Source organism: Gaetbulibacter sp. S0825 (genome assembly GCF_011777505.1).
In the GTDB taxonomy this organism is placed as follows: Bacteria; Bacteroidota; Bacteroidia; order Flavobacteriales; family Flavobacteriaceae; genus Pontimicrobium.
Genome location: NZ_JAATJT010000001.1, coordinates 458,608 through 478,561 on the forward strand (window position 1 = coordinate 458,608; position 19,954 = coordinate 478,561).

At 33.9% G+C, this 19,954-nt stretch carries 15 protein-coding genes; 6 read left to right on the top strand and 9 right to left on the bottom strand.

Going from position 1 to position 19,954, the window contains the following annotated elements:
* The first annotated feature begins 5 nt into the window (after nucleotides 1-5).
* The 5 genes from glmS to HB672_RS02165 all read left to right on the top strand — a co-directional run bounded on the left by glmS (nucleotide 6) and on the right by HB672_RS02165 (nucleotide 8,364).
* Nucleotides 6-1,853, top strand: coding sequence for a glutamine--fructose-6-phosphate transaminase (isomerizing) (glmS, locus tag HB672_RS02145; RefSeq protein ID WP_167606985.1), 1,848 nt, complete (start codon nucleotides 6-8; stop codon nucleotides 1,851-1,853).
* 163 nt (nucleotides 1,854-2,016) lie between these two features.
* Nucleotides 2,017-4,782 (top strand): TonB-dependent receptor, encoded by a 2,766-nt coding sequence (locus tag HB672_RS02150; RefSeq protein WP_167606988.1) that lies wholly within the window; start codon nucleotides 2,017-2,019, stop codon nucleotides 4,780-4,782.
* A 1-nt stretch (nucleotide 4,783) separates the two neighbouring features.
* Entirely contained in the window at nucleotides 4,784-6,343 is a 1,560-nt protein-coding gene (locus tag HB672_RS02155; protein ID WP_244306566.1) for a G-D-S-L family lipolytic protein, read from the top strand.
* A gap of 219 nt (nucleotides 6,344-6,562) precedes the next feature.
* Complete coding sequence (atpD, locus tag HB672_RS02160; RefSeq protein ID WP_167606991.1) at nucleotides 6,563-8,071, top strand: F0F1 ATP synthase subunit beta; 1,509 nt, start codon at nucleotides 6,563-6,565, stop codon at nucleotides 8,069-8,071.
* 17 nt (nucleotides 8,072-8,088) lie between these two features.
* Complete coding sequence (locus tag HB672_RS02165; protein WP_167606994.1) at nucleotides 8,089-8,364, top strand: hypothetical protein; 276 nt, start codon at nucleotides 8,089-8,091, stop codon at nucleotides 8,362-8,364.
* Between the two features lie 55 nt (nucleotides 8,365-8,419).
* On the opposite strand, the gene HB672_RS02170 is transcribed toward HB672_RS02165, so the two are convergent.
* The 9 genes from HB672_RS02170 to HB672_RS02210 all read right to left on the bottom strand — a co-directional run bounded on the left by HB672_RS02170 (nucleotide 8,420) and on the right by HB672_RS02210 (nucleotide 17,619).
* A complete protein-coding gene (locus HB672_RS02170) occupies nucleotides 8,420-9,517 on the bottom strand; it encodes a heparan-alpha-glucosaminide N-acetyltransferase domain-containing protein (protein ID WP_167606997.1) in 1,098 nt (365 codons plus the stop codon).
* A gap of 7 nt (nucleotides 9,518-9,524) precedes the next feature.
* Nucleotides 9,525-11,336 (bottom strand): sodium:solute symporter family protein, encoded by a 1,812-nt coding sequence (locus HB672_RS02175; RefSeq protein WP_167607000.1) that lies wholly within the window; start codon nucleotides 11,334-11,336, stop codon nucleotides 9,525-9,527.
* A 30-nt stretch (nucleotides 11,337-11,366) separates the two neighbouring features.
* Nucleotides 11,367-11,804, bottom strand: a complete 438-nt coding sequence (gene umuD, locus HB672_RS02180; protein ID WP_167607003.1) for a translesion error-prone DNA polymerase V autoproteolytic subunit — start codon at nucleotides 11,802-11,804, stop codon at nucleotides 11,367-11,369.
* Nucleotides 11,804-13,060 carry a Y-family DNA polymerase gene (locus HB672_RS02185; RefSeq protein ID WP_167607006.1) on the bottom strand — a complete coding sequence of 419 codons (1,257 nt, stop codon included), beginning with the start codon at nucleotides 13,058-13,060 and terminating at the stop codon, nucleotides 11,804-11,806. Before HB672_RS02185 ends, umuD begins: the two co-directional genes overlap by 1 nt.
* Nucleotides 13,061-13,112: 52 nt before the next feature.
* On the bottom strand, nucleotides 13,113-14,912 hold the full coding sequence (locus HB672_RS02190) for a PDZ domain-containing protein (RefSeq protein WP_167607009.1): 1,800 nt from the start codon (nucleotides 14,910-14,912) through the stop codon (nucleotides 13,113-13,115).
* A gap of 84 nt (nucleotides 14,913-14,996) precedes the next feature.
* Nucleotides 14,997-15,203: a helix-turn-helix transcriptional regulator gene (locus tag HB672_RS02195; RefSeq protein ID WP_167607012.1), complete on the bottom strand. Its 207-nt coding sequence runs from the start codon at nucleotides 15,201-15,203 to the stop codon at nucleotides 14,997-14,999.
* A gap of 3 nt (nucleotides 15,204-15,206) precedes the next feature.
* The gene (locus HB672_RS02200) at nucleotides 15,207-15,731 is read right to left on the bottom strand and encodes a DUF2975 domain-containing protein (RefSeq protein ID WP_167607014.1); all 525 of its coding nucleotides are present in this window, start codon (nucleotides 15,729-15,731) and stop codon (nucleotides 15,207-15,209) included.
* A gap of 3 nt (nucleotides 15,732-15,734) precedes the next feature.
* Nucleotides 15,735-16,985, bottom strand: coding sequence for a DoxX family protein (locus tag HB672_RS02205; protein ID WP_167607017.1), 1,251 nt, complete (start codon nucleotides 16,983-16,985; stop codon nucleotides 15,735-15,737).
* Between the two features lie 118 nt (nucleotides 16,986-17,103).
* Entirely contained in the window at nucleotides 17,104-17,619 is a 516-nt protein-coding gene (locus HB672_RS02210) for a DUF2975 domain-containing protein (protein WP_167607020.1), read from the bottom strand.
* A gap of 387 nt (nucleotides 17,620-18,006) precedes the next feature.
* On the opposite strand from HB672_RS02210, the gene HB672_RS02215 reads away from it, so the two are divergent.
* Nucleotides 18,007-19,836, top strand: a complete 1,830-nt coding sequence (locus HB672_RS02215; protein WP_167607023.1) for a TonB-dependent receptor — start codon at nucleotides 18,007-18,009, stop codon at nucleotides 19,834-19,836.
* Nucleotides 19,837-19,954: the final 118 nt, after the last annotated feature.

Consider the following 19,954-nt stretch of genomic DNA (forward strand, 5'->3'; position numbering starts at 1 on the left):
ATTTTATGTGTGGCATTGTTGGATATATTGGACACCGAGAAGCTTACCCAATTATTTTAAATGGGCTTAAGCGTTTAGAGTACAGAGGTTATGATAGTGCAGGAATTGCTTTATTTGATGGAAACGACATCAAGCTATCAAAAACCAAAGGAAAGGTTGACGATCTAGAAAAGCGAGTAGCCAGTGAAATATCTACACAAGGAAGTTTAGGAATTGGTCATACGCGCTGGGCAACACATGGTGTTCCTAACGATATTAATTCACATCCTCATTATTCAAATTCTGGAGATTTAGTAATTATCCATAATGGAATCATTGAGAACTACGAAGCCTTAAAAAAAGAACTTCAAAAAAGAGGTTATACTTTTAAATCTGATACAGATACAGAAGTTTTAGTAAACCTTATTGAAGATATTAAAAAAAGCAACAATGTTAGATTAGGAAAAGCAGTTCAAATAGCTTTAAATCAAGTTATTGGAGCTTATGCTATTGCTGTTTTTGATAAAACAAAACCTAATGAAATTGTAGTTGCACGTTTAGGAAGCCCATTAGCAATCGGTGTTGGTGAAGATGAGTTTTTTATAGCAAGTGATGCTACACCTTTTATAGAATATACCAATAACGCCATTTATTTGGAAGATGAGGAAATGGCAGTAGTAAGAAGACATAAAGATGTTAAAATTCGTAAGATTAAAGATGATTCATTAGTGAATCCCTACGTTCAAGAATTGCAACTCAACCTAGAACAAATAGAAAAAGGTGGTTACGAACACTTTATGTTAAAAGAGATTTTCGAACAACCCCATGCTATAAGAGACACCTATAGAGGTCGTTTATTGAGCAAAGAAGCCATTATAAAAATGGCAGGAGTTGAAGATAACATGAAAATGTTTCTTAATGCCAATCGCATTATTATAGTGGCTTGTGGAACCTCATGGCATGCAGGCTTGGTAGCTGAGTATATATTTGAAGATTTAGCAAGAATTCCTGTTGAAGTGGAATACGCTTCAGAATTTAGATACAGAAATCCTGTAATCAATAAAAATGATGTTGTTATAGCGATATCACAATCTGGTGAAACAGCAGATACTTTAGCTGCAATTAAATTGGCTAAATCACATGGTGCATTTGTATTTGGCGTTTGTAACGTTGTAGGATCATCCATTGCTCGCGAAACAAATGCTGGTGCATATACACATGCTGGACCAGAAATAGGTGTGGCATCTACAAAAGCATTTACAACGCAAATTACTGTTTTAACTCTAATGGCATTAAGACTGGCCAGAGCAAAAGGCACTATGTCTAGTTCCGATTTTAGACGTCATTTAATCGAATTAGAGATGATTCCAGATAAAGTTGAGCAAGCTTTACAATCTGATGCTTATGTAAAAACAGTAGCTGAAATTTATAAAGACGCTACAAACTTTTTGTATTTGGGTCGTGGCTATAATTTCCCTGTAGCTCTAGAGGGTGCATTAAAGCTTAAAGAAATCTCTTATATTCATGCCGAAGGTTATCCAGCTGCTGAAATGAAACATGGCCCTATAGCACTTATTGATGAAAATATGCCAATTGTTGTTATTGCTACAAAAAAGGGACACTACGAAAAAGTTGTTAGTAACATTGAAGAGATTAAAGCCAGAAAAGGTAAAATTATAGGAATCGTTACCAAAGGAGATACTAGTGTTCGCAAATTAGCAGATCACGTTATTGAGGTTCCTGAAACAATCGAGTCACTTACTCCGCTTTTAACAACTATTCCATTGCAGTTACTGTCTTATCATATTGCTGTAATGTTAGAAAAAAATGTCGATCAGCCTCGTAATTTGGCAAAATCCGTTACTGTAGAGTAAATTTCTTATTTAAAATTAATCCAAATTCAAATTTTTAAGATAATCGCTATCTAAAAAGTCTTATATTGTATTATGCAACTTACTATGCGTGCATAATTGTTTTATTTTTTTATATTGCAGTGCCTAGTTAAAAGCAATTACTAAAATTTAATTAATACCCAATATGAGAACTATTCTAAAGATTTTTCTATTACTCTTTTGCGTATCATCCTATGCGCAAACGACTATCAAAGGTACAGTTACTGATGATAGCGGACAACCACTCCCAGGAGCCAACATCATTATTGTAGGCACCTCAACTGGTACAATGACAGATTTTGATGGCAAGTACACCTTAACAACAAGTCAAACACCTCCTTTCACACTTCAAGTAAGTAGTGTAGGTTTTGAAACCCAAACAAAAGAGGTAACAGCAAATAACCAAGTAATTGACTTCGCTTTAAAAGAAGGGAGTGAGTTAGATGAAATTGTAATTTCTGCATCTAGAACTCCTGAGCGAATCTTTGAATCTCCTGTAACAGTTGAACGTTTTGGTTTAAAAGAAATTAAAAACACAGCATCTGCCGATTTTTACGATGGTCTAGAAAATTTAAAAGGCGTAGATGTAAATACTAATAGCTTAACATTTAAATCTATAAACACAAGAGGGTTTGCAACTTTTGCAAATAACCGTTTTATGCAATTGGTAGATGGAATGGATAACTCAACACCTGCATTAAACTTCCCTATTGGAAATTTAGTAGGTATGACCGAAACTGATGTTCAAAGTGTAGAATTACTACCAGGAGCATCTTCAGCATTATATGGTGCAAATGCTTTTAACGGAATTTTATTCATGACCAGTAAAAGTCCATTCGATCATTCAGGAATTAGTGGTTATGTTAAACAAGGAATGACCTCTCAAGAAGCAACAGGCGATAACACTTATACAGATTTTGGTATAAGAGCTGCTTATAAGTTTAGCGAAAAATTTGCTGGTAAAGTAAATTTTGCATACTTAAAAGGAACCGATTGGGGAGCAACTAGTGAGGTTGACAAAAACTCTGATGGCGGAAACAGAGCTTCAAATATTAATTATAATGGGGTGAACGTGTATGGTGATGAAGTGGCAACCAATATTAGATCTGCTTCTGGATTAGGAATTATTCCTGATGTAGTAGTGAGTAGAACTGGATATAATGAAAGAGATTTAACCGATTTTAATGCAGAAAGTGTAAAAGCAGATTGGGGATTGTATTATAGACCTTGGGCAACCGATTTTGAAATTTCGTATGTTGGTAAAGTAGGAACAGGAACAACTATTTATCAAGGGTTAAATAGATATAATATTAGAAACTTCTTTCAAGAACAACACAAACTAGAACTTAAAAACGACAACTTCTTTTTAAGAGGTTACGTAGTAGGTGATAATGCAGGTGATTCTTACGATATGCTATTTACAGGAATTCAAATACTTAACTCATGGAAACCACATTCGCAATGGTTTGAAGAATATATTGGTACCTATGCAGGAATTGAGTTAAGTGGAAACCCACTTGGTTTAACTGAAGCTCAAAAACATGCTGCGGCCAGAGCTGTTGCTGAACAGGGAAGATATGAGCCTGGGACACCAGAATTTGAAGCTGCATTTAATAGAAGTACAAATGACCCTGATTTAAAAACAGGATCTAAATTTCAAGATGCATCAAAATATTATCATGCAGATGGTAACTATAACTTTAGCCACTTAATCGATTTTGCCGATATTCAAGTTGGTGGTTCTTATAGAAGATATAGCTTGAATTCTGGAGGCACAATATATACAGACACTCCAGAAAATGGACCTATTAATTATTCTGAGTTTGGTATTTATACGCAAATTCAAAAAGAATTTGAATTCAGTGATGACTTAAGTTTAAAATTAACGGGGTCTGTTCGATATGACAAGTCTGAATTTTTTGATGGCTTTATATCGCCACGTATTTCGGCAGGTTTAACTGTAAATGAAAATCATAATATTAGAGCCTCTGTGCAAACAGGATTTAGAAACCCAACAACTCAAGATTTATTTATTGGTTTAGATTCTGGCCAAGGATTTTTGGTAGGTTCATCACCAGACAACTTAGGGCGTTGGACAAGGGACTTACCTGTAAGTGCATCTGGACAATTATTAGGCCAACCTGCCACTATAACACAAACAGGTGCTGCGCCTTATAATAATTCATATTCTGGAGCTTCTTTACAAGCTTTTGCTGCTACTGGAAATCCAGCGGTTTTAGAAGTTGCGAATCCTGATTTAATAAAACCCGAAAAAGTATCTTCGGCTGAAGTTGGTTATAGAGGTAAAATTGATAAACTTATTGTGGACTTAAGTGTTTACTATAATAGTTATGAAGATTTTATTTCTCAACAAGGTGTTGCCGCTCCTTTATATGGAACTGCTGGTGATGGAGGATTGTCAGTTTTAGCAATAGTCAATGGCGACTATCAAGGTTATAGCGCTTATACAAATGCAGAAGCTAAAGTTAATTCTTATGGAGGTTCAATTGGATTATCTATGAAAGTTTTTGGTGATTTTGATTTAGGTGGAAGTTATACCTATTCAAAATTAGATTTCGACCAAGATAAATACCCTGATTTTGTAACAAACTTCAATACACCAGAGCACAAGTTTAAAGCATCTTTTGGAAACACCAACTTATTTAAAAACTTTGGTTTTAATGTCGCATATAGGTTTAGTGATGATTATTTCTGGGAGGCAACATTTGGAGACGGTATCGTTCCTGAGTACCACGTACTTGATGCGCAAATTAATTTAAAAGTGCCTAGTTTAAAATCAACGTTTAAAGCTGGAGCAACAAACTTATTAGGAGAGGAATATTTCACAGCCTTTGGCTCTGGATTTATTGGTTCTCAATATTACATCTCATGGACAATTAACAACTTATAAAATGAAAACAAATATTATGAATACTAAATATATATGGATGCTGCTAATCTGTTTAGGTTTTGTAGCATGTAACGACCCTGAAGATTATATTGATGACCCTATTGTGCCAGATGTAGTATTGCCGCCACTAACTGCTGGAAGTGCCGATTTTTCTAAATTTGTATCCATTGGAGCTTCTTTTACCGCAGGATATAGCGATCTTGCTTTATTTAATGCTTCTCAACTAAACTCTTTTCCAAATATAATGGCAGAGCAGTTTGCTAAAGCTGGGGGCGGTTCATTTACGCAGCCAATGATGAGTGGTAATTTTGGTGGTTTAGCCATAGGAGGAACTAGAATAGCTGATCCACGGCTTGTTTTTGGTGGCGCTGTACCAGTACCATTGGAGTCTATAATTGGACCTGTTACTGTTGCTACAGATATAGCAATTAATAACCCAACTGGCCCTTTTAATAATATGGGAGTACCAGGAGCAAAAAGTTTTCATTTATTAGCTCCTGGTTATGGAAACATTGCTGGTGTTCTTTCGGGACAAGCTAATCCATATTTTGTACGAATGGCTTCTAGTCCTACTACAAATGTTTTGACTGATGCAATGATTCAAGGCCCTACATTCTTCTCTTTATCTGAAGTTGGTGCATTCGATATTTTAGATTATGCAATTGCTGGTGGTTCAGGAATCGATCAAACTGGTAATTTTGATCCTAGTACTTATGGAGGAAGTGATATAACAGACCCTAACGTTTTTGCACAAGCATTTGGTGGAATGGTCACAGCGCTTGTTTCCACAGGTGCAAATGGCGTTGTTACTAATATCCCTAATGTTACTGATTTACCACATTTTACAACTGTTCCCTACAATGCTGTCCCTTTAGATGCTGGGACTGCTAATTTAGTGAATCAAGGCTATGCTGCATACAATGGTGGGCTTCAACAAGCATTTGCAGCATTAGCTGGAACTGGATTATTTCCTCAAGAAGAATTAGATAGAAGAACCATCAATTTTGTTGAAGGTCAAAACGCTGTAGTTATTGTTGATGAGGATCTTACAGATTTAGGTGCTATTAATCCAGCTTTCGCAGCTTTGCCTAAATACAGACAGGCTACGGCTGAAGATTTATTAGTGCTGTTAAGTTTAAACTTTATTGGCACTACCGTAGGAGGAAATCCTTTGTTAATTAACGGAGTTAGTGTTCCATTGGCAGATCAATGGGTGTTGACACCTGAAGAACAGTCTATTATTCAAGCCGCTACAGATAACTTCAATGCAACAATTTCAGGTGTTGCCTCTGCAAATGGCCTTGCTCTTGTGGATTTAAATCAAATTTTAAATCAAGCTACTACAACAGGCATTCCATTTGATGACTATACTTTAACTGGGGAATTTGTTACAGGTGGAATTTTCAGTTTAGATGGAATACATCTTAGTGCCAGAGGAAGTGCACTATTGGCGAATAAATTTTTAGAAGCTATTGATGCAACTTATGGGTCAAATTTTGTAGCCTCTGGAAGTGTAGCAAAAGCAATTGATTATAACGTCACGTATTCCCCTGGATTATAATAAAAAGTTCATTTTACAAATAATTAAAACCCAGAATTTTGTTCTGGGTTTTTTCTTTTCTAATTAAACATTTTAGTGCTCTTTTTCTAACATTAAAAAACTTGTTTTTTTTGATACTATTTATATATGGTTTTTTAATAAAAACTCATATATTTGCAGCGCGAAAAACAGCTTGTTTTTTCGGTTAAAATTTAAGCAAAAACAATAAACATAGAAGTAATGTCAAAAGTTACAGGTAAAGTTGCACAAATAGTAGGTCCAGTTATCGATGTTGAATTCGGTGCTGGTGCTGAACTTCCAAAGATTTATGATTCGTTAGAAATTAAGAACGCTGATGGTTCTATTTTAGTACTAGAAGTACAATCTCACATTGGTGAAGATACTGTACGTACTATCGCCATGGACTCGTCTGATGGTTTAAGTAGAGGTACAGAAGTTACTGCAACTGGTGCTCCAATACAAATGCCAATTGGTGACGATGTTTATGGTCGTCTGTTTAATGTAATTGGTGATGCTATTGATGGTCTTGGAGATTTACCTAAAGCTGGAGATGCTGGATTGCCAATTCACAGAGAGGCACCAAAATTTGAAGATTTATCGACATCTACTGAAGTTTTATTTACTGGTATCAAAGTAATCGACCTTATTGAGCCTTATGCAAAAGGTGGTAAGATTGGATTATTTGGTGGTGCTGGAGTAGGTAAAACAGTATTAATACAGGAGCTTATTAACAACATTGCAAAAGGACATGGTGGACTTTCAGTATTCGCAGGAGTAGGTGAAAGAACACGTGAAGGAAACGATTTACTTCGTGAAATGTTAGAATCTGGAATTATCCGTTATGGTGATGACTTCATGCATTCTATGGAAGAAGGTGGATGGGATCTTAAAAAAGTAGATAAAAAAGCGATGTTAGATTCTAAAGCAACATTCGTTTTTGGGCAAATGAACGAGCCTCCTGGAGCACGTGCTCGTGTGGCGCTTTCAGGATTAACAATTGCTGAATATTTCCGTGATGGAGCTGGAGAAGGTCAAGGAAAAGATGTTCTTTTCTTCGTAGATAACATTTTCCGTTTTACACAAGCTGGTTCTGAGGTATCAGCATTACTTGGTCGTATGCCTTCTGCGGTAGGTTACCAACCAACATTAGCAACAGAGATGGGTGCGATGCAAGAGCGTATTACATCAACTAAAAGAGGTTCTATTACATCTGTACAAGCGGTATACGTACCTGCGGATGATTTAACGGATCCTGCTCCTGCTACAACCTTTGCTCACTTAGATGCGACTACAGTATTATCTCGTAAAATTGCTGAGCTTGGTATTTACCCAGCTGTGGATCCATTAGATTCTACTTCAAGAATCCTTACTGCTGATATTTTAGGTGATGAGCATTATGACTGTGCACAAAGAGTAAAAGAGTTATTACAACGCTATAAAGAATTACAAGATATTATTGCTATCCTTGGTATGGAAGAATTATCTGAAGAAGATAAAATGGCTGTAGGACGTGCACGTCGTGTACAACGTTTCTTATCTCAACCATTCCACGTAGCTGAGCAGTTTACAGGTATTCCAGGTGTATTAGTTGACATTAAAGAAACTATTAAAGGGTTTAACATGATTATGGATGGTGAATTAGATCACTTACCAGAAGCAGCGTTTAACCTTAAAGGAACTATTGAAGAAGCTATTGAAGCTGGAGATAAAATGCTTGCTGAAGCGTAATTTAATATAATTAAAGAATGCATTTAGAAATTGTAACACCAGAAGCCACTTTATATAGTGGAGAAGTAGAATCGGTTGCTGTTCCAGGAGTGAACGGCGAATTTGAAATGCTAAAAGATCACGCGCCAATTGTTTCTTTGCTTAAAGAAGGACATGTAAAGGTGTATGGTGATATTCAACTTGATGAAGAGGTTGAAGATAAATTCACTAAAGCTGATAAAGGTGTTTGGTTGGCAATAAATTCAGGAACTATTGAAATGAATGATAATAAAATTATAGTTCTAGCGGACTAAGTTTTATTAACTCAAAATACAAAAGGCGAAACTATATGTTTCGCCTTTTTCTTTATTAAACTTTAATAAAAATCTTCTTTCTATATAATACGTTTGCTAACCACAAATAAAATCCTATCACAACTAAAGCGTACAGAAAAGAAGAGAGTTTGCTACTTAAAAAATCGTATGTAAAAAAGTTTTCATATAGCCAAGAGTGGATTCTTTGGTTTTCACCAACTTTAATTAGATAAAATGTTTTAGCAATAAAACCCGATACGAAGAAAATCGTAATTGCATTCATTCCAACTTGCTTAAAAACAGCTCCAAATTTAATCTGTTTAATATCTTGCAAATAATAAATAATAGCCAAGATTAAAGTTGCCCAACCACTAGTAACCAATACAAAACTACTGCTCCAAATTGCCTTGTTTAATGGAAACCACAAGCTCCACACGTAACCAGTAATTAATAGGATAGCAGAAATAGCAATTAAGTTCTTAACTAAATTATTCTTAGCACTCGTTAATATTCTACCAATCAAAATACCAGAAATACAGGTTGCTATAGCTGGTAAAGAACTCATAAGCCCTTCAGGGTCATAATCATTTTTCCACATATGTTCGCCAAGAATGCTTGAGTCAATGTACATTGCCCAATTATTTGCCGCTCTATCAAAAGTAGGACTAATCCCTTCTGGGTTGGGCAATGGTACAAAACCTAAAAGCAGCCAATAACCAATTAAAATTGTCATTCCTATTGCAAATAAAGTTTTCCAATTACAATTCAAATATAAAATAGCTGAAAAGAAAAATACAAACCCTATTCGTTGCAAAACTCCTGGAATTCTCACAACTTCTAAGTCTCTAAAAAAAGGGAAATAGGGTAAAAACCATGCAAGAAAAAAGCCCAAGCCAAATAGCTTTAAACTCCTAATAATTATCTTTTTATAAGTAGACGTATTCTTAGGTTTGTTTCTATAAGCCAAATGAATAGAAATGCCAACAATAAATAAAAAGAAAGGGAAAATTAAATCGGTTGGTGTTAATCCATGCCATTCGGCATGAAGTAAAGGTGCATACACATGACTCCAAGTTCCTGGATTGTTTACCAAAATCATAGCGACTATGGTTAATCCACGTAACAAATCGACAGATTCAACTCTATTACTCAAAACCAACTTATAAGATGTTTGCCTTAATTTTTTTCCAAAGCTTAACTAGAAAATATGCTGAAACCAATGCTAACGCTGACAATGCCAAAGCACTAGTATATTCACCATAAATGAAGTGACCTGTAGCGAACATGACACTATAAATCAACACACAGCCAACTAACATAGCTATAATACCAGATGGTACACTCCAACCTTCATTAGAATCAACTACTTCAATATTTTCAGCACGTGCTTCATTAACCACTTTGTTCCATCCTGGACCTCCTGGTTGGATTTTCTTATAAAACTGCTGAAGCACTTCTTTGCTTTCAGGCTGTGTTAAATACGTTACAGCAATCCAAACTATGGAAGTTACTAAAACTATAAACGGAAATTTTGCCCAAGAAGGCATAAGTGCATCATTTCCAAACAGCGTTTCCCCCAAAGAAGTAAATGTGATTAATATAGATACAAACCCAGAAACAAACATGGCAGAAATTTCACTCCATGCATTAATACGCCACCAAAACCAGCGCAAAATAAATATGAGTCCTGTTCCTGCTCCAAACATTAAAATAATATCAAATAACTGTAATGCGTTTTGCAAAACGAGGGCGAATAATGCACTAAAAACCATTAATAATACTGTTGAAATTCTACCAACTGCTACTAATCGCTTTTCTGTAGCGTTTTTATTTATTTGTTGTCTGTAGAAATCGTTTACTATATATGAACTTCCCCAATTTAAATGCGTGGAAATGGTACTCATATAGGCAGCAACTAATGACGCTAATACCAAACCTAATAAGCCACTAGGCAGCTTAGTTAACATAGCTGAATAAGCCAAATCATGTCCAAGTTTGTCTTCAGCTACATTTGGGAATGCCTCTTGAATACTAGCTATATCTGGGAAAATAACAAGTGATGCTAATGCCACAATTATCCAAGGCCATGGGCGTAAAGCATAGTGCATAATATTGAAGAAAAAAGTAGCTCCAATAGCATGATTTTCATCTTTGGCTGCTAACATTCGTTGTGCAATATAACCTCCCCCTCCTGGTTCAGCTCCTGGATACCAGCTACTCCACCATTGGACCGCTAACGGAATAATAAGCAAAGTAATGAGTGCTTCTGTATTACTAAAATCTGGTAAAATATTTAGCTTATCTGCTACATTTTCATGTTGAAGCAAACTTTCTAATCCCCCTATTTCTGGTAATCCAACTAAATAATATGCTGCTCCAATAGCTCCTGCCATTGCAGTAAAAAAAAGAATAAAATCTGTATAAACAACACCTTTAAAACCGCCTAAAGCACTAAAAATAACCGTAATAACACCAGCGTATAGAACTGTTTCTATTGGCTCAAGACCAAGCATAACACTTCCTATTTTAATGGCTGCTAATGTTACGCCAGCCATGGCTAAAATATTGAATATTACACCTAAATAAACGGCTCTAAAGCTCCTTAAAAAACGAGCTGGAGCACCTCCATAGCGTAACTCATAAAACTCAATATCTGTGTTTACTTTAGACTTTCTCCATAACTTTGCATAAACAAAAACAGTCAATAATCCAGTAATTAAAAACGCCCACCAAACCCAATTACCAGAAACACCATTATTACGTACAATATCTGTAACTAAATTTGGTGTATCTGTAGAAAATGTTGTTGCTACCATAGAAACACCCAGTAACCACCAAGGCATACTTCTTCCTGATAAAAAATATTCGGCTGAACTTTTCCCTGACTGTTTTGAAACATAAATTCCTATAAAAAGGGTAATAGCAAAAAATAATATGATAAGAGAAATATCTAATGTGGAGAGATCTACCATGTGTAGTATTAATTAAAATTTTAGCCTAAGTTATACTTTTTTAATCACATTAGTTACAATTCCCCAAATAACAAATTGATTGTCTTGGGTTATTTTAATAGGTTTATAATTATCGTTTTCTGGTTGAAGCCAAACACCATCGCTTTCTACTTTTAATCGCTTAACTGTAAACTCGCCATCTAAAAAGCAAACAGCAATTTTATTATGTTCAGGTTCTAGGCTTCTATCTATAATTAATAAGTCATTATCATTTAAACCTGCGTTAATCATAGACTGCCCACTTACACGTGCAAAAAAAGTTGATTCCTTATTTTTAATAAGCACTTCATCTAAAGATAACCGTTCTTGTTTAAAATCTTCGGCAGGTGATGGAAATCCAGCGGAAATTCCAGTATCTACTAATATTGCACCTAAACTATCTGTTTTTTGAGGTGTGAAAAAGGTTAAATTTTGAATTAATTTTGTCATTATCTTACTTTAATAATTTCATTAATATCTGTTGTATATCTTGGCGATAGTCGTTCTTGGCGCATTTTCCATGTACGTTCTAAATCTTGATTCCCAAGTTTTATTTTATAATCTTTATATCGCTTGTTAATGCTATCAATCGCTGTCATTAAAGATTTGTGCTTAGGATTCTCATGTTCAAACAAGTGTAATTGGTGATTGTTATTAGGGACTAATCCCGTTACAATAACGCCTGCTCGTTTATATTTTATACCTTCTTTAAAAATTGATGTCACAGTCTCTACTGCATATTTACATATAGTAAGAGTTGAATCTGTAGGGTATGATAGTTTTACTACTCTACTAGCACGATGTTGCTCTAGCTCTTTTTTATGTCTATCACTGCTTAAAATAACAATAATCATGTGACAGCTAGATTCTTGTTTGCGTAGTTTTTCGGCACAACTCGTTGCAAAGGTTGAGACACGTTCCTTTATATTATCAATATCTGAAAATGTATATTCAAAACTTCGGGTTGTAGCAATGGCTCGTTTTGTTTTAATCTCGTCTAGTTTTAACGTAGGGATCCCTTCTAAATCTTTTTTAAGTTTCCACTCAGTTATTGAGAAATTTTTGCGAACCCACTCATCCGATAGCTGTACAAAATCAAATGCTGTTTTACAGTTTTTTAAAGCTAATCTTTTTTGTAGTCCTCTACCAATTCCCCAAACATCTTGCAATTTAATCCATTTTAAGGCTTTTATTCGTTTTTCTTCAGAATCTATTACATAGACACCCTTAGTTTCATTTGGAAACTTTCTCGCAATTTTATTAGCTACTTTACTCAATGCTTTTGTTGGAGCTACGCCAACACACGTTGGAATTCCAGTCCATTTTAAAATACGATGCCTTATTTGACTTCCATAGTCATTAAAATTATAGGTGTCAAACCCTTTAAATTCTAAAAATGCTTCATCAATGCTATACACCTCAACATCTGGTGTATATTGTTGTAAAATTGACATAACACGACTACTCATGTCTCCATACAAGGGGTAGTTAGATGATAATACTTTTATATTGTTTGCTTTACAGAATCCTTCCCATTTAAAAATTGGTGCTCCAAATGGTAATTGTAATGTCTTGGCTTCGTCACTCATAGAAATAACACAACCATCATTATTGCTTAAAATAGCAACAGGTTTTTCGCGTAAATTAGGATTAAAAACGCGTTCACAGGAGGCATAAAAATTATTACAATCAACTAAAGCAAACATGTTTATAAAGGTACATATTTGCTTTAGTTTTTAATAGAAAGAGATTCTTAAATTATTTGCTTTTTTTTCTCAACCAAGCCTCTCTTGCTGCTTTTTGCTCGTTGTTAGCATTTTCGTCTATATTTATAGAATACGAAGGATCTGATTTAAAAGTTAGAGTTGTTTCATTTTTATTTCCTAAACGCTCATATACTATTTTAGTAACATCACCTGCCTTAAACTTGGTCATTAAAGTGTTAAAATCTAAATCATCACTTAACACATAATCTCCTACTTGGATTATGGTGTCACCATTTTCAAGTCCTGCTTCATAGGCTGATGAACCAATACTTGTATAGCCAAAAATTTTGCCCTGCCTAACACTTGCTCCAAAACTTGGTTTTGTATTGTCTTGCGTTAACGATACACCAACTGTTTCAAACAAACGTTTCATGTCTGGCATACCACTTTTATGCACATAATTATTGAAGAACGTGTCTCCAAATCCTTCGCCTGCATATTCATTAAGTGCATTCTGTAAATCTGGAATAGTATATGGTTTTTCATCCTTTCCTAATGTATTCCATACTAGCTTCATGTAATCGTCTATATTTAGATTTTTTTCACGAAGAGATAAGTCTAGAGCTAAACCTAAAGCACTTCCATAAGAATAATACGAAATAAAGGTATTCCCTCTATTTACAGGGTCTACTGAACGTGCAGCATCAACAAAAGGTGCTTGATAGCTCATTTCAATAACATTAAAAAATTGTCTCCCTGGAGAATTCCATACATAATTAAAGGTTCCTGAAAGCCCTCTTACGTAATTTTCTGGTTCCATGAGTCCTGCGCGACATAAAATTAAGTTGGTATAGTAGCTTGTAAATCCTTCGGCAAACCAAAGTTCACCACTCATATTTGCTTCTTCAAAATCGAAAGGTTCTAAAGATTGAGGGCGAATACGCTCGACATTCCACGCATGGAAAAATTCATGCGATACTGTACCAATATTACTTCTCATACCTCCATTAGCTAAACTTCTAGTAGATGTTACCACAGTTGAATTACGGTGCTCCATACCATCACCAGATGCATTAGGTATGTAACATGCTAAGAAATAATAATTATCGTAATCGAAATCTGGCAATTCACCAAAAACAGCTTCTTGCTCTAATACTACTTTCTTTACTTTTTCGAAATACTCATCCAATTCGGCATCTGTACCATTATGATGTAAAACAAGGTTAACTGTTTGTCCTTTTACATCAAACGAACGAACTCCATGGTCGCTAATTTCGGTTGGACTATCCATAAAATACTGCAAATTAGGCGCATAATATGTGCTCCCCTCTTTGTGTTTTAATTGTGTTGCCACTTTCCAGTTTAAATCCTCACGAACATTAAACGTTACTTCCATTTCGTCGTTCGCTAAACTTGGCGCATACATAAATGTTGCAGGAATATTTAAATGTGCATGTGTTTCGTCTATTTGAGCATACGTTCCACCTCCTCTATTGGCAAACAATGTGTATGATACTTTTATCGTACCATCATGACCATTTACTTTCCAAGAATAAGGGTCTGGTCTTGTCGTTTCCAGTTCGTTTCCTTGGCTATCGGTTACTTTAACTGCGTATACATTTTTCATAAACTCGTGCAATGCATAGCGTCCTGGAGAAGTACGACTCATTCTAAACTCTACTTCACCATTATTTAAATTAGTGAATGTTGCTTCGACATTTGCTTCGTGATGCACTGCATTTTCAAACGAAATATCATACGTTGTAGAAATGCCTTTTGATGCTTCTTCTGTTTGAGTGTTTTTACAATTAAAGAAGACTAAAAGTGTAAGAAATAAGAAATATTTTTTCATGGTTGAAATAGTAAAATAGTGTTTAAGCAACTAAGATACTATTTTTGTAGAATGGTAGAGATTTATAAAAAATAAAAACTTAAATTAATCTTCAACATACTCCAAAATATCACTTGGTTGACAATCTAAAGCCTTACAAATGGCTTCTAGTGTGGAAAAACGAATAGCTCTTGCTTTACCAGATTTTAAAATAGAAAGGTTGGCTGTTGTTATATCAATCATTTCAGCCAAATCTTTACTTTTCATTTTCCGTTTGGCGAGCATTACGTCAAGGTTTACAATAATTGGCATAAGTTATATGGTTAGGTCGCTATCTTTTTTGAATTCATTTGCTCGTTTAAATATCTCTGCTAATAAGTAGAAAGCCAACGCACAAGGTATCAATAATGAAAACTCTGTTTTAAGTTCTGTAAAAAAATCAAAGGAAGATTTTCCTATTAAAGCCAATAAAAATCGTAACACCAAAACATTGATGGCGTACCAAATAAAGATATTTCCAATTTTTTTAAAGTAAGAGATGTTTTTATCACTAAAGTATTGGCCTTTATCAACTTCGCTTAAAATGGATAAAAAATAAGTAAATCCATAAATAAGATAGCCTCTCCAAAAAAAGAGTCCAGCACTAATGGCATAATAACTCCACTTTATAGCGTTTTTTGATGTAAACCAGCTCTCACTTTTATCTGCCGATTTTGCCCAGTTTTGAAACTCTTTAAATTGTTGTAAATCGAACTCTCTTATATCATTTAGTAGTACTGAAACGGCTGTCAATAAAACAGCATAAGTAATTATCGTTAAAATTGTTGTGTTATCTTTCATACTTTATTTATTGTAAGGTCGCTCAATAATCCAATTAAATCCACGAGAGTTTAAATTGAATTTTTCGTGTTCTTTTCTTGAAAACATAATGTGTAACGTATCAGATTCTATAATTCCATCGAGCTGAAGAATTTTTGAATTCGGATTTTTATAGTTGAAATTATAATTTTCAAGTTCAGAATTCTTTTTATGTATTATTATTTCTTGAGACGTTGAATCTGTTATAAATTTATATTGATGCTTTACATCGTCCATTGTTTTTACTGTTGCTTTGTCTTTTAAGTCAACAATAAGATAACGCCATCTATACTTATCTGTAATTAAGGGTTGTAGTGTATCTCCATTTTTAACAAAGTGTGTAGCTTCCCAAATACCATAAAGTAATGGTTTTTTTCTGTTGTTTCCTCTATGGCTTTCTGTTGTGTAAAAATTGAAAGAGATGAAACTTACAATAATAAGTAAGCCAATAGATTTAATCCAAAAAATGACTTTATGGTATTCAGTGTTTTGAATAGGATGGTAATAATTGTTTTTTTCTACAGCTTCATTTTTTACGAATACTTTCAAAAACCTGTTGTCAGTTATAAAAATCACTAAAGTCATTAAGACTAAATGAACTGAAAATAATTTGACAGGAATATCATAACAAAAATTCATTACAGCAACTTGAGTCATTACGCCAATAACTATAAACGAGCCAAGTGTTTGTGTGCGTCTAGGGATTAAAAGCACACCTCCAAGTACTTCTAAAACACCTATAAACACATTAAATCCTTTTGAAAAACCTAAATATGTCCAAGCTAATCCCATTGGAGAAAAATTACCTAAAGGGTCAAGCAAATGTGTTAGTGAAGCTGATGGGAATTGAAGTTTAAAAATCTTTACAAATCCATAAAGAAGCATTGCAGCTACTATGACAACACGAAGAAATACTAAAAACCAGTATAATAATGTATTGTAGCTTTTGCTTTTTCTATCTAAAAGGTTCCAAAAAACAAATATTACAAAGGTTAAAACTACATTTACAAATAAAGTTATGTAAGCAAACGTATGGTCTCCACTACCATTACCACTTACTTCATATTCGTAATTTATTCCAAAAATGGTTTTGCCAATCCACCTATAAGGCGTTTCAAATAATGGACTTATAAGCGCTAATAATATATACAGTACAAAGTAAGTAAACAATAATCTGAACAACACCTTACTTAAGGTATTCCATTGTTCTTTATATTCTTGTGTAAAAATCTTCATATAAAATTAATAGCTAAATATTATAGTCAGTTACTATCTGTGTTTTTTGGTTAAATGTGTTATAACAAAAACTGCATAAGTGGCTATGATTAAATGAGTTGTATTATCTTTCTAAATATTAAATGGTTAAATCATTTTCATATTGCAGCTCCAATCCTCTTTTAAATAATAGCGAGAACACATAAACAATACCTGCTATTAATACAAATTCGCTAGAGATTAAGGTTGCTTTTATTCCTTGCGTAGCTTCTAATATGCCAACGTGAATATTATGTGCCACAACTATTGCCCACATTAGTAGAAGGCTGTAGCTAATAGTTTGCATAGCCTTTAATGCATTTAAATTAAAAGGTCTGTTTATATTTAGATTGCTCAACAGTTTCACTACAAGAAATGCAATATAAGCTTGAATACTAAACTGAATAATTCTATAGCCAACAATAATAGAATAATGTAATAGGCTATTTTGTTTATAAGCAATTAAATTCATGCCTTCGTATAAATCTTTAACAGCCCCTTCATTTCCTAAACTGACCAAGTATGATATAATAATTGCACCTGCTTTAAATGACAATCCAATCAAGGCTATCCAAGCAAAAACATGCATTATTTTAAGTATTCTTTTTGTTTTCATAATATTCTTACTTATTCATAAACCAATGTACATGACCGCAATTATTACATATATAGTTTAATGCACTCTTATTGGCCCAATCTAATTTAAAAAAGGTCATTTTTGGGGTATTCATTAAAGTCGTTCTTCCCCAAAATTTGTCATGCTTACAAATGTTGCATTCTAATTTATTCCCTTTAACTATTCTTTGTTTTACTTCTTGATTATTAGACATAACTTTGTTCTATTTTTGATTAATTGATATTACAAATATAATAAAATTATTGATAAACAATAATTTATTATTCTTTTTTAATAATATTATTATTCCAAACACATTAAATAAAAACAAAATTTCACATTGCTCATTCCACAAATTTTTTACATTTGCTCGGTCAAAACTAAGGTATGAGAACAATTAATAGCTTTATAACGGTACTGCTTTTAGTGTTAAGTGGTTACACATCGTTTGCTCAAGAAAAGCAAAACACGAAACAATTAGATTCTGTAGTAATTACTTCCAGCAGAATTGATTTACCCTTTAAAGAAAATTCTAGAACTATCACTGTGATATCTGCTCAAGAAATAGCACAAAATCCAGCAACAAACGTTACCGAATTATTACAACAAGTAGCTGGTGTTGACATGAGGCGTCGTGGTGTAAATGGTATGCAAGCCGATTTATATATTCGGGGTGGGAGTTTTGACCAAACTTTAATTCTTATTGATGGTATTAAAGTTGAAGACGCTCAAACTGGTCACCATACTATGAACATGGCTCTACCAATTGAGGTTATTGAACGTATAGAAATTATCAAAGGTCCAGCTGCTCGGGTATTTGGGCAAAATGCCTTTACAGGTGCTATTAATATTGTTACAAAAAACAGTACAGTTGATGTGAATTCTGCTGGTTTTCAAGTAGGGTCTTTTGGTCAGCAACATGTTACTGGAACTACGGGAATTGATTTTAATAGAACATCGGTTATCGCTCACGCGTCAGTAAACACATCAGATGGTTACAGACATAATACCGATTTTAAAAATCAGAACTACTTTATAAAAGGTACGTTCAATAAAAACAACACTCCAATTAATCTAATAGGCTATTTTACTGACCGTAAGTTTGGTGCCAATGGATTTTATGCATCGCCTTCAGCTATCAATCAATATGAAGAGACACAAAGTAGCTTGATTGGTGTCACGTCGACTTATAAAAAAGGAAATATCACATTAAAACCCCGTTTATATTGGAAACGTAATCAGGATATGTATTTATTTGTGAGGCATATTCCTTCCATTTACCGAAACCTACATATTACTAATAAAGTTGGTGGTGAAGTAAATGCATCGTATAAATCTGACTTAGGAATAACTGGTTTTGGAGTTGATGTTGCTAAGGTATATTTATCTAGTAATAATCTTGGAGATAGAGATCGTTTTATGACAAATGCGTTTTTAGAGCATCGTTTCACTTTTGCTAATGACAAATTAGATGTCACTCCAGGAATTGCAGTAAACTATTTTTCCGATTTCAAATTCCATGCATTTCCAGGAATTGATATTGGCTATCAAGTAAATGACAATGTAAAAATATATGCTAACGCAGGTTACACGTATAGAATTCCAACATATACCGATTTGTTTTATAGAGACCCAACCACACTAGGAAATGAACATTTAGAACCTGAAGAAGCACTTACTGAAGAACTTGGGATAAAGTATACTAAAGGAAATTTCTCTGGTTCAATTGCTGTATTTAATCGAGATTCCAATAATTTAATTGATTATGTAAAAGAAAAATCGGACGATTTATGGGAAGCAACAAATATTCAAGATTTAAACACTATTGGATTGGAAGCGAATGCGTCTATAAATTATACTATGAGTGGTTTTAATCAGAATATTACATTAGGATATACGTATTTAGATGAAGATTTAAAAACATCTAAAGTAAATTTCTCAAGATACTCCATCAACTCATTACAACATCACGCCACTGCTACTTTTAGGACACAGTTTTTAAAGAATTTTAGGCAAAGTATTGCCTATAAATTTGCAAAACGTACAGAAGGAACAGATAACGAATACCATGTTATTGATATAAAAGCAACACTGGATTTAGATTCATTTGAATTATCAATTATTGGAAATAATATTTTTAACACTGATTATACTGAAACTAATCTAGTGCCAATGCCAAAAGGGAATGTATTATTGGGTGTAAAATATAAGTTTTAGTACCCAAAATATAGGGCCTTCAATCTTAATACAATTTAGTGTTTGTAACAATTAGGTGTTTTTATATACTAATTAAATAAGAGAGAGATTAGTATCAATCAATCTTACAAATATCTCT